Origin of the sequence: Azospirillum lipoferum 4B, from assembly GCF_000283655.1 — a bacterium.
GTDB lineage: Bacteria > Pseudomonadota > Alphaproteobacteria > Azospirillales > Azospirillaceae > Azospirillum > Azospirillum lipoferum_C.
Map to the genome: position 1 here is coordinate 25,240 of NC_016588.1, position 12,165 is coordinate 37,404.

The 12,165-nt window shown below is 65.5% G+C and carries 9 protein-coding genes; all 9 read left to right on the top strand.

Annotated elements, in window-relative coordinates:
* Positions 1 to 124 precede the first annotated feature (124 nt).
* The 9 genes from AZOLI_RS30765 to AZOLI_RS29210 all read left to right on the top strand — a co-directional run bounded on the left by AZOLI_RS30765 (position 125) and on the right by AZOLI_RS29210 (position 12,088).
* Positions 125 to 2,176 carry a glycosyltransferase gene (locus tag AZOLI_RS30765; RefSeq protein ID WP_162488533.1) on the top strand — a complete coding sequence of 684 codons (2,052 nt, stop codon included), beginning with the start codon at positions 125 to 127 and terminating at the stop codon, positions 2,174 to 2,176.
* Positions 2,177 to 2,287: 111 nt separating this feature from the next.
* The gene (locus AZOLI_RS29175) at positions 2,288 to 2,584 is read left to right on the top strand and encodes a hypothetical protein (protein ID WP_014189871.1); all 297 of its coding nucleotides are present in this window, start codon (positions 2,288 to 2,290) and stop codon (positions 2,582 to 2,584) included.
* 37 nt (positions 2,585 to 2,621) lie between these two features.
* Positions 2,622 to 5,162, top strand: a complete 2,541-nt coding sequence (locus tag AZOLI_RS33525) for an adenylyl-sulfate kinase (protein ID WP_244442704.1) — start codon at positions 2,622 to 2,624, stop codon at positions 5,160 to 5,162.
* A 19-nt stretch (positions 5,163 to 5,181) separates the two neighbouring features.
* Positions 5,182 to 5,949, top strand: coding sequence for a class I SAM-dependent methyltransferase (locus AZOLI_RS29185; protein ID WP_044553694.1), 768 nt, complete (start codon positions 5,182 to 5,184; stop codon positions 5,947 to 5,949).
* Between the two features lie 8 nt (positions 5,950 to 5,957).
* Positions 5,958 to 8,312: a PEP-utilizing enzyme gene (locus AZOLI_RS29190; protein ID WP_014189874.1), complete on the top strand. Its 2,355-nt coding sequence runs from the start codon at positions 5,958 to 5,960 to the stop codon at positions 8,310 to 8,312.
* On the top strand, positions 8,309 to 8,947 hold the full coding sequence (locus tag AZOLI_RS29195; RefSeq protein ID WP_014189875.1) for a gamma-glutamyl-gamma-aminobutyrate hydrolase family protein: 639 nt from the start codon (positions 8,309 to 8,311) through the stop codon (positions 8,945 to 8,947). The genes AZOLI_RS29190 and AZOLI_RS29195 overlap by 4 nt, the downstream gene beginning before the upstream one ends.
* Before the next feature lie 90 nt (positions 8,948 to 9,037).
* Positions 9,038 to 9,784, top strand: coding sequence for a phosphocholine cytidylyltransferase family protein (locus tag AZOLI_RS29200; protein ID WP_044553696.1), 747 nt, complete (start codon positions 9,038 to 9,040; stop codon positions 9,782 to 9,784).
* A 70-nt stretch (positions 9,785 to 9,854) separates the two neighbouring features.
* Entirely contained in the window at positions 9,855 to 10,919 is a 1,065-nt protein-coding gene (locus AZOLI_RS29205; protein ID WP_014189877.1) for a DUF1566 domain-containing protein, read from the top strand.
* 74 nt (positions 10,920 to 10,993) lie between these two features.
* Positions 10,994 to 12,088 carry a sulfotransferase domain-containing protein gene (locus AZOLI_RS29210; protein ID WP_014189878.1) on the top strand — a complete coding sequence of 365 codons (1,095 nt, stop codon included), beginning with the start codon at positions 10,994 to 10,996 and terminating at the stop codon, positions 12,086 to 12,088.
* The last annotated feature ends 77 nt before the right edge of the window (positions 12,089 to 12,165 follow it).

A 12,165-nucleotide genomic window follows, 5' to 3' on the forward strand; every position in this document is an offset into this window, starting at 1 on the left:
ATTCATTATTGATAAAAATTGATGTTTCCATTCGGCCCGCGGCGTAATATCAAAAGTGCATGTCGGCTGCATGTCCTTTTTAGGAAAATATTCTGGCTTAACCCTCGCGCATCCCAGGGCTTCCATGATCAAGACAGAATTCAAAAGCAATGTTAAGAAGGCTCCTAAAGTTAGCTTTGTTCTTCTTGATTGGAAATGCCGGGAAAGTTTCCACTCCCTTGATTACTTGGCAGATCAGGATGTTCCGCGGCATGATTATGAAATCATCTGGATTGAGTACTACGCTCATAGGTCAAAAGAGATAGGCGATAAGATATCCGACTATAAGGGTAAGGGGCGTCCGGCGCCTGTTGACCTTTGGATTATTATGAATATGCCGGATGCCCTATACTATCATAAACACCTAATGTACAATATTGGTATTGCAAAGAGTCGGGGTGATATTGTCATCATCTGTGATTCTGATGCGATGTTCACGAAATCCTTTGTTCGGACGGTGATCGAAACCTTTGAACGCACGCCTGAAATTGCCCTGCACTTTGACGAAGTGCGCAATTCCAAGCAGGATTTCTATCCTTTCAACTATCCGCCGTTCGAACTGCTGACCGGGGATGGGGCGATCAATTGGCGCGACGGCAAGACCACCGGGCTGTGGGATACCGAGGATCCGCTGCATAGCCGCAATTACGGGGCGTGCCTGTGCGCCAGGCGTTCCGACCTGATCGCCATCGGCGGCGCCGATGAACACATGGATTACCTTGGCCATGTCTGCGGCCCGTACGAACTGACCTTCCGCCTCGTGAACAAGGGCCTGAAGGAGGTCTGGCACGAAAGCGAATTTCTGTACCACACGTGGCATCCGGGATCGGATGGCGACTTCAACTACATCGGACCCACCGATGGCCGGCACATGTCCTCCACCGCACTCGAAGCGCTGGAGACCGGTCGCATCATGCCGCTCACCGAGAATCCGGTCATCCGCCACGAGCGCGAAAACGGGGTGCCGCCGGCGAACGGCCAGTTCATCGATCCTGCCTGCCTGACGGCCTGGACGCAGGAGGAGGTGGCGAAGTCGCCCCGCTTCAAGCTCTTCAAGCGCGGCCAGGGCGGCACCAAGCTGGTGCGGGAACTGGCCACCTACAACATCCTGTCCTACGACGGCAAATTCTACGGCGTCCCGCATTCCCTGGGGCCGGTGGATCTGGCCAGGAAGGAGGATCGGGAAAAGCCGCAGATCGTCGAAGGTGCCTCGGCCGACGAAATCGAGGCGCTTCTGGCCGGGGGCCCGCCCCCCGCTCCCGTCGCGGCGCTTCCTGTGCAGCAGCCCTCCCAACCCTCCAGACGGCGGGGCGTCCAGGCTCCTCCGGTTCTGGTCGGTATGGTCGGGCCTTTCAACGTGGTCTCCTATGACGACGCCTATTTCGGCGTTCCGACCTCGCTGGGGCCGGTCGACCTGGCGGATCCGGCCCAGCGCGCCTTGCCGGAAATCCTGAAGGCCGCGACATGGAGCGACGTGGACTCCATGATCCGGGCGCAGCGCCTGATCCGGCTGGAGGTGGAGAGCCGTGCCCGGGAACAGATGCTGGAGCAGTTGCGGGCGGAACTTGCCGCCAAGGACGCGATGATCGCGGACTTCCTGGACACGATCACCGCCTTGCGCGGTGAAAGCCAGAGCTGGAATGAGGAACGCGAGCGCCTGCGTCGGGAGGTGTTCAGCTTGCAGTTCCGGTTGAACGGTGCCGAGCTGTTGGACTCGTTCACGCCGACCGACATCGCGGAGCGCCGTGCCGACGGCATCCGCGTCACCGCCGACAAGCCGGTCGGCTGTTTCCTGCACGGCTCGCGCCTGTCGCTGGGCAAGGGCAAGTACACGCTCGACATCTGGGGCGCAAGGCAGCACGCGTCCGCAGCGGGTCTGCCGGTTTTGAATGTGGAATTGATCAGCAACGGCACGACCACCGTCGGGACGTTCAATACCGAGCACTTCGCCGAAACGGCCACGCTGGTCTCGCTGGTGTTCCAACTGAACGATGCGCCCACCGACGCCGGGCACGAGTTCGAAATCCGCCTCACCCATTATGGCCGTGTGGATCTGGTCGTCTCGAGGGTTCGGCTGCGCTTGATCTCCGATACGAGCGCAGCCTCCCCGGCGGGTCTTCACAGACAGCACGCATGACGGGGCGGCTCTGCCGAGAGCCGGCCAGAAACAGATCATTCGCTTTCCAGCGGAGGGGACGGGGTGTCCAACAGGATGTTTGAGCAGCGTCTTGCCACGGTAGAGAGGCGGATGGCCGAACGAGACCGGCGGAACCAGGAGCTGTCGGCCCTGGTCGAAGAGGTGGGCGAGCAGAATCGGCTGCTCCGGCAGGTCTTGAGCGAACAGGACATGCGTATCCGGTCCCTGGAAGGCGCCTTGGCCGAACAGGCTCGCGTGCTTCAGGCCATCCGGGGGGAACGCGCGGATGCCGGCAGGCCGGCGGAGGGCGGCCCGGCTCTCCTCAGCCTGTCGGCCCGCGTTCAGCTGATCGACGATGCGCTGACCGACCTCCGCCTTGCTGTTTTGGAAAGGTCCGGCACCCGGTAGAGTGCCGCCGCCCGGTCATTCAGGCCGGGAGTGGCCGATGAAAGAGAGCCGCATGTTTATCCATTTCGACCTGCCCCGTGCCGCCGGGGATTCGCTGATGGACTGTGTCGAGCGCGTCTATGGCGCGTCGCGGGTGCTGCATCTTGGACGCGGGCTTCGCTTCGATATGTCGTACGAAGCCCTGCTCAGCAAAACACCTGACGAACTTGAACTGATAAAGAACCACTACGGATGCGCAGTGACGAAGCATGCCTTCGCTCTGCACAAGATAATAGGGGTTCCGTATGTTGGTTTCGTTCGCAATCCGTTTGACTGGTATATTTCTTCATATTATTGGGCAAAAAAGAACAGCCTGGGGAACCCGTCTGAATTTTATGGATATATGATCGACAAGCATAATATGTCATTGGAGTATTTTGTTCACTGGCTTCATGACATAGGCCACGACAACAATCAGACCAAGAATATTTTCTACCTTTCAAAAAGCTATGCCAGCGTCCTGCCTCCGGATCCGGCGGACATCACTCTCGATGAGGCGAATTTCGCCCAGACCATCGAACTGACCGAGACCGCGTTTGCGGTTCTTGCGCCGACCGATCTGTTCGGTCGGGCGCTCTATGTCATGGGCATGCTGTTCGACTGGCCGGACCTGCCGCTGTGGCGGCTGCGCTCTTCCTCCAACTGGCGCGCCTCGGCGTCGATCCCCTACACGCTCGAGGACTTCGTGCGCGAGCGCAGCCCCTATGACTGGAACCTGTTCGCCACCGTGCGGAAGGGATTCGAACAGCGTTATGCCGATGTTCTGGCGGCCCGCGCCGCCGAGATCGCGGACTACGACGCCTGCTCGCGGAATCCCGCGTGGCAGGACGCGATGCCGTTTCATGTCCGCGACCTTCCGGAACCTCTCCTGCAGGGCGTCCGCCTTCAGGCACCGCCGCCGCCCCGTGACCCGGTCGCCATCCCCGGCGCCCTGCGGGGGAACTGCATACCAGGGCTCAACCTGTATCTTCACGGCGTGGTCCATGGGCATTTCCTGCTGTCGCCCCGCCCGGACAGTCCGCCCTTCCTGGCCGTACCGCTGATCAGCCTGATCGACCGGATGGCCGCCCCGGAGCAGCTCTGGCCATTCTACGGCCCGGGCGTCCTGTTCGACCGGTCGCTGGACGGGCTCCGGCAACGGCTCGAGGCGGGAGAGGTCCCGAGCCTGGTGGAGAGCCAGGGGGATCTCCAGATCTGGTTCTACCGGGGCGCGTACCGGTTCCTGGAGTGGACGGCCGGCACCGACATCGACGTGCTGTACAGCGATCCCGAGGGGGCGCTGAACGGCTCCCTCCATGCCACGGACTGGCCGACGGCCCGCCAGTTCTTCACGCTGTTCACCGATCCGTTCCAGCGGCAGCGGATCGACGGGTTCGGCATCGTCGAAGGGGTGGAGGGTGAGCCCTGGAGGGCCGAACCGACGGCCGGCGGACCGGCGGTCACCGCCCCGTCCCTGCTGCGGCTGCTCGAAGCGCTGCAGAGCAGCGGGCGCCTTTCCCTGCGGTCACCGCCGCCGTTCCTGATCGACAGCCTGACCGACTACAATCTGGTCAAGTACCAGGGTCGGAACTATGGCGCGCACCAGGGGGGCGGGGATCTGGAAGACCTGCTGGCGGAGCCGGGGGAAAACCTCATCGAGGCTGCGACGCTGAAGGATGTCCGCCGGGCGATCATCGACCGCTGGCTCTCTCACCGGTCGCCGGATCCCCACCTGATCGAAACCTTGGGCGTGACCAACATCGTCCTGTTCCGGGACCGCTTCGTCGCGTTGCCGCAAGCCCTCGGACCCGTCGATCTGTCCGATCCCGCGACGTTCCACCTCCCCGGCGTGATCGTCAGCCGCAGCCGGACGCGCCTGCGGCATCTGGTCGCAACGGAAGCCGCCGGCCAGGGGGGGGACACGCAGGCGGGGACCGCGCCGGAATCGGGCGGCCGTCCGGCGCCCTTGCTGCCGGACGCGTCCGGAAAGGGGCGGCTGTTCTGGCTGACCGGTTTGTCCGGGGCCGGCAAGACGACGGTCGCCCTGCGCGTGTGTGCGCGGTTGCGGGCAGCCGGGCTGCCGGCGGTGCTGCTCGACGGCGACCGCTTGCGCGCCGCCATCGCCCCCGATGCCGGTCACAGCCCTGACCAGCGCCGCCAGTTGGCCCTTTCCTACGCCCGCCTGTGCCGGGAACTGACGGAGCAGGGCCTGGTCGTCGTCATCGCCACCATTTCAATGTTTCATGCAGTCCGCCAATGGAATCGCGAAAACATAGAAGGTTATCGCGAAATATATTTGCGCGTTCCGCTTGAACACCGCGCTGGTCGTGACCCGAAGGGCTTGTACCGCAACGCTGCTGTGGATATGGTCGGAATGGATACCTCCATTGAGGAGCCGGATCACCCCGATCTCGTAATTGACAATTACGGCACGATGACACCGGACGGCGCGGCCGACCTGATCTGGGACCGATTGATTGCGTCCGATGCCGCTCTGATCGGCTTATCGACTGCAGTCCCCAAAGACGGGGACTATAAAGAACCCCATACATCACAATAGAATAGGGACTTTGAAGCATATGCGCGGTCATGGTGATTTCACCGGGTTGGCAGAGAATTACTCGAAATACCGCCCGACTTATTCAGCGACGGTCAGGGATGCGCTGATCGGCATGCTGCCGAAGCCGGCCGGGGAGATCGAGGCAGCCGACATCGGCGCCGGCACCGGCATCTGGACCCGCCTCGTGGCCGAGCGGGTCCGCCATGTCACGGCGGTCGAGCCCAACGACGACATGCGCCGGCTCGGCATCGCCGATTCCGCCGGTCACCGGATCGAATACCGTGTCGGCTCCGGCGAGCAGACCGGCCTTGCCGATGCCTCGGTGGACATGGTCAGCATGGCGTCGTCCTTCCACTGGGTCGATTTCGAGCGCGGCCTGGCCGAGTTCCACCGCATCCTGCGTCCGGAAGGCCGCTTCGTCGCGCTGTGGAACCCGCGACTGATCGATGCCAATCCCCTGCTGGTCGAGATCGAGGCGGAGATCACCCGGCTGGCTCCGGAAGTCAAGCGGGTGTCGTCCGGCAATTCCGGCATCACCGAGACCCTGACCGAGCGGCTGTGGGCCAGCCGGCAGTTCGACGACGTGGTTTATCTGGAGGGCCGCCATTCCATCGACCAGACCCCCGAACAGTATCTGGGCGTCTGGAATTCGGTGAACGACGTGCGCCACCAGCTCGGCCCCGATCGCTGGACTGCCTTCATGGCCTTCGTCGAGGCGCGGATCGCCGGCCTTGACGTGATCACCACGACCTATCGCACCCGTGCCTGGTCTGCACGCCGTCGGTGAGACTGCCCATGGACACCTCCGCCTTACCGCTCCGGATCGCCTTCGGCAGCAAAGCCGAAACCCTGGAGCGCCTCGCGCCGCATCTGAGGACGGCGCGCGTCCTCGATCTGGTTCGCTTCCGGGCCGTCGATTGGAACGCGGGCGGCATGGAGGCGATCCTCGACCGGATCGCCGCCACGCCGTGGGGCAGGCGGGGGCCTCTGATCGTCCGCTCCTCCGCGGCGGCGGAGGACCGGGAGGGGCAGTCCCTGGCCGGGCATTTCGTGTCGATCGGCAACGTCGATCCGGCCGGGCTGCCGGCCGCCGTCGCCGAGGTGGCGGCCTCCTTCGGGGACGAGCCGGTACCGGCCGACCAGATCTTCGTCCAGCCCATGCTGACGGCCGCCATGAGCGGCGTCGCCTTCACCCGGGATCCCAACACCGGCGCCCCCTATCTGATCGTCAATTACGAGGAGGGCGGCGACACCGCCGCGGTCACCGGCGGCCACGCCGCCGAATTGAAGACCTTCGTCTACTGGAAGGGCGCCACGGTGCCGTGCCCGCCCCCCCTCGACCGGGTGGTGGCGCTCGCCGGCGAATTGGAAGGGCTGCTCGGAGAGGAAAGTCTCGACATCGAGTTCGCCTTCTCGCCGACAGGCGAGCTGTACCTGTTCCAGGTGCGGCCGCTGTCCGCCGCCGCCGGAACGGCCGTCGGCACCGACGAGCACCGGCCGCTGCTGGAAGCCATCGCCCAGAAGATCGCCCAGGCCAATCGGCCGCACCCCTACCTGCGCGGCCGCCGCACCCTGTACGGCGTCATGCCCGACTGGAACCCGGCCGAAATCATCGGCATCCGGCCGCGGCCGCTGGCGCTGTCGCTGTACCGGCAGCTGGTGACCGACAGCGTCTGGGCCTACCAGCGCCACAATTACGGCTACCGGAACCTGCGCAGCTTTCCGCTGATGCGGTCCTTCCATGGGTTGCCGTACATCGACGTCCGCCTCAGCTTCAATTCCTTCATTCCGGGCGACGTGCCTGACACGCTCGCCGACCGTCTGGTGGACTGCTACATCGACCAGCTCGCGGCGGCACCGGTGCTCCACGACAAGGTCGAGTTCGAGATCGTCTTTTCCTGCTACACCTTCGACCTCGACACCCGTCTGCAACGTCTGCGCGGCTTCGGCTTCTCGGAGCGCGATCTCGAGGAATTGACCCACAGCCTGCGCCGGCTGACCAACCGGGTCATTCACCGTGAAACCGGCTTGTGGCGCAACGACAGCAAGAAGATCGGGATCCTGGAGGAGCGGCAGCGGACCATCCGCAGCACCGACATGGACATCGTCAGCCGCATCTATTGGCTGATGGAGGATTGCAAGCGCTACGGCACCCTGCCTTTCGCCGGTTTGGCCCGCGCCGGCTTCATCGCCGTCCAGATGCTGAAATCGCTGGTGGCGGTCGGCGCGATCGAGCCGCAGCAGTACGATGCCTTCATGACCAGCCTGGAGACCGTCAGCGGCCGCATGACGCGCGACCTGCGCGCCCTGTCCCGCTCGGAATTCCTGGAGAAGTACGGGCACCTGCGCCCCGGGACCTACGATATCCTGTCGCCGCGCTACGACGAGGATCCGGAACGCTACCTCGGTGCCGAGCATGGGGCCGGTCAGCATGACGAGGGCGCGGTGCCGACCTTCGCCCTGTCTCTGCCCCAGATGCGCCGGATCGACGCCCTCCTGAACCAGCACTCCCTGGAAATGGACGTGGTCAGCCTGTTCGACTTCTTCCAGGCCGGCATCCAGGGCCGCGAGCATTCGAAATTCGTCTTCACCCGTTCGCTGAGCGAGGTGCTGTCGCTGCTGACCCGCCTGGGCGACCGCTATGGACTGTCGCCGGACGACATGTCCTACTTCGACGCCTCTCTTATCGACGATCTCTACGCGTCGAGTTGCGACATCGAGGCGACGCTGCGCCACAGCATCAGCCAGGGCCGCGCCCGCTATGCGGAAACCCAGCGCATCGTGCTGCCGCCGCTGATCAGCCAGCCCGAGGAGGTCTGGGCTTTCCACATTCCTCCAACCGAACCCAACTTCATCACCCAGCGGACGGTGGAGGGGCCCGTGCGGTCCCACAAGGCGCCGGCGTCGGAGCTGAAGGGGGCGGTGGTGGTAATCCCCAGCGCCGATCCGGGCTTCGACTGGATCTTCTCCCACGGCATCGGCGGCTTCATCACCGCCTATGGCGGGGTAAATTCCCACATGGCCATCCGCGCCGGCGAACTGAACCTTCCTGCGGTGATCGGAGCCGGGGAGACGCTGTTCAACCAGTGGAAGGACAACCGTCGCCTGCGCATCGACTGCGCATCCCGCCGGGTGGATGTCCTGCAATGACGACGGTCCGGCCCGTGGCCGCGCGCCTGATCGCCGTCAGTCAGCGGGTGGACGTGATCGCCGGCCGCAATGAGCGGCGCGACTCCCTGGATCAGCGGTGGACCGGCTTCCTGGACGCCTGCGGCCTGCTGCCCGTGGCGATGCCCAACACGGCGTCGCCCGCTCTTGCGGCGGCCTGGCTGGAGGAGGTGGCTCCCGCCGGCATCCTGTTGACCGGCGGCAACGATCTGGCGGCCTATGGCGGCGACGCCCCCGAACGCGACGCCGTGGAAGCCCTGCTGATCGAGCACGCGGTCACCCGGCGCATCCCGCTGATGGCCGTCTGCCGGGGCCTGCAGATGCTGATGCACCATTTCGGCGCCGGGCTGGAACGGGTGACGGGCCATGCCGGCACCGATCATCCGGTCGTCCTGGACGACGGCGCGACGGACACCGTGAATTCCTATCACAACTGGAGCTTCACGAGCGTTCCGCCCGGTTTCACCGCCTGGGCGACCGCGCCCGACGGCGTGGTCGAGGCGGTCCGCCACGACACGCTGCCACTGTTCGGCATGCTCTGGCATCCCGAACGCAATGCCCCCTACCGCGCCGTGGACCTCGATCTGGTCCGCCGTCATTTCGGGGGTGATCGGTAACGGGGTCTTGCTGCACCGTCCACGGGTCCGCCGCATCCGCGCCTTCCCGCTTTCCCTGAATTTGGTTTTCCCTGAATTTGGAGTGCTTTCGTGAAAGCGATCATCCTTGCCGCCGGGCGTGGCAGCCGCATGAAGGCCATGACCGAGGACCGGCCGAAATGTCTGGTCGAAATCGCCGGGCGCAGCCTGCTGGACTGTCAGCGTGCCGCCCTGACCGGTGCCGGCGCCGGCCCGTTGGCCGTGGTGCGTGGCTATCGCGGCGAGGCGTTCGAGGGACGCGGGCTGACCCTGTTCGACAATCCCCGCTGGGCCGAAACCAACATGGTCATGTCGCTGGTCCAGGCGGCCCCGTGGCTGAGCGCCGAACCGTGCCTCGTCAGCTACGCCGATATCTTCTACCCGGCGGAGACGGTGCGCCGGCTGATGGCGGCCGAAGGCGACATCGTCATCAGCTACGATCCCGACTGGCTGGCCCTGTGGCAGTCGCGCTTCGCCGATCCACTGGTCGACGCCGAGAGCTTCCTGCTCGACGCGACCGGCCGGGTCGTCGACATCGGCCGCAAGGTCCAGAGCCTCGACGAGATCCAGGGCCAGTACATGGGCCTGCTGAAATTCACCCCCGCCGGCTGGGCCCAGGTCACCGGCTATCTCGACGGGCTGGAACCGGCGGCGCGCGACAAGCTGGACATGACCGGCCTGCTGTCGCGGCTGATCGCCGCCGGCGTGGCCATCCGGGCGGTGCCGAGCGCCCCCGGCTGGGGCGAGGTCGATTCCCAAAGCGATCTCGACCATTACATCGCAGAGGTGGCTGCCGGGCGCGTCGCGCTGCCGGTCTGAGGCCGCTGCACGGACACGGTCCACCGCCCCGCCCCGGAAGCCCCTGCCTCGATCAAGGAACAAGACGGTTATGAGTCGGCGTTTCATCGACCATGGAGACGGCACCATCACCGATGCCGAGACCGGCCTGATGTGGCGCGCCGATGGCGGCACGCCCGATCTGCCGGGCATGCCGGGCGGGCGGAAGCCATGGTCCGGTCCCCTCTCCGCGCCGCCCGCCGACCTGCCGACTCTGCGCACCGGCTGCTATGGGCCGCTGCCCGATCTGGACCTCTCCGGCCGGCCGGTCGGCTATGCGGTGTTCGACTATATCGACGCGCTGAACGCCGCGGCCTTCGCCGGTTACGCGGACTGGCGCCTGCCCAACGTCAACGAACTGGCCAGCCTGATGAACGAGGCGGTGCCGCAAAGTCATCTCTGGCTGATGGAGAACGGCTTCCGCAACATCGAAACCCATTGCAACTTCTGGAGCTCGACCACCTGCCACGGTCATCCCGAACAGGCGTGGCACGTCCACTTCACCAACAGCGGCAACGTCCACACCAGCTGCAAGGCGTGGTGCGCCCATCATGTGCTGCCGGTGCGTGGCCTGAACAGCGGCCCGCGCCGCCTTCTTCAGACCGGGCAGACCCTGTGCTACAGCGCCGATCTGGTGCCGCAGCCCCTGCCGGACGGCAGCGGGCGCGGCCAGGATGGCGACCTGCGCCTGGGCACGCCCCGGCCGGCGGACCGCTTCGAGCTGCGCGACGGCGGGGCGTCCGGCCGGGTGGTGGTCGACCGCTTCCTGGGGCTGGCCTGGGCATCGCCGCTGAATCTGGGCATGCCGTGGGACGCCGCCGTGGAGATGGTGCCGCGATGCTATGCCGGGTATGGCGGGCTGGACGGCTGGCGCCTGCCGGAGCGGGAGGAACTGCGCTCGCTCACCGACTATGGCTGTTCCAACCTGCTGGGCCTGATGCAACAGGCCGGTTTCGAGGATGTGCGGAACGTCGATTACTGGACCGGAACACCCTACGCCAACGATCCCGACCGCTACGCATGGTCGTTCGGCCTCGGATGGGGACTTTACGGACGCGAGCGGGCCGGGTTCCGGGCGGGGGTGTGGCCGGTCTGCCCTTTCCCGCAGCCGGTGTAGGAGAAGGCGCTGCCTGCACCGGCGCCGCTGCGCCGTCCCTGGCCATCCTGACCTCCCCGCCCTTTGCCTGCGGAGTGGCCTGGCTGGTCAACGTGCTGCTGGAATTGGGCATCCGCACCACGCATTGGGGCACGGCAAGGGGCGCGGGCGGCGGCAGCCCCTGGCGGGAATGCGGCGACGGCTGGACGCTGGATGAGCCGGCGCTGAGCCTGCTCAAATGGCATCTGCCCATCCTGCACCACGACGGGCCGCTGCGCTTCCGCGACGGCCTGGAGGTGGTGTGGGAGCACCGTCTCGATCTTGCCCGCGAACCGGGTGAGGCCGTCATCCTCTATCTGCGCGACCCGCGCGACGCCATCCATTCGCTGTACCGGCGCGACTACGCCCACGCCCTCGGCTACCACGCCTATCTCGACCGCCCGGACGTCTGGCCCGACCATTTCCCGAACCTGTTCTTTTTGCCGCCGCCCGAGACCTATCTGCTGTTCACCCTGTTCTGGCTGACCGTCGGCGAGACGGTGCCGCTGCTGACCGTCACCTTCGAAGGCATGCGTGCCGATCCGGTCGGGACGGTACGCCGCGTGCTCGCCCAGCTGGGGCAGACGCGGCCGGATGACGGGATCGTCCGCGCGCTGGAACGCTCCAGCTTCCATGCGGCACGCCAGGCCATGCTGCGCACCAGCGCCGAGCAGGGAACGGAGCGCCTGACCGCGACCAAGGGTGAAGTCGGCGAATGGCGGACCACCCATGACGACGCGGCCCTCGCCCGCTTCGCCCGGCCGCTCGCCCGGTTCGAAGCGCTGTTGGCCGACCTGCCGGCCGCCGAGGCAACGTGGCAGGCCGAGGCCATTCCACGCGATCCCTTCGGTTGGCTGGAGGAGGGCGCTCCGGCCAATCTGGCCGCGGTTCTGGACGCGGTGCCGGCGGTGGCCGGCAGGCCGGCGGCGCAGCTCTCCGCCCACGCCGCGGTGGCGGCCGGCTGGTTTACCGCCCAGGCAGCCGGAGGACCGGACTTCACACCGCCGCTGCCGCGGCGCCTGTTCCTGCGCTTCTACGCCTTTCTTCTTGAAGGACTGGACTCCGCCCCCATCGACACCCTGCTCCGTTCCCGCCACATCGACCGCATCCACGGACTTTGCCGGGAGATGGTGGGAGCGATGCCGGAGTGACCGCTTCCGCCGGCCACCGAGCGAACGCCAAAATTAGGAATTATGTCTTGATATACCGGTCAGAAAGCGGATAAAGC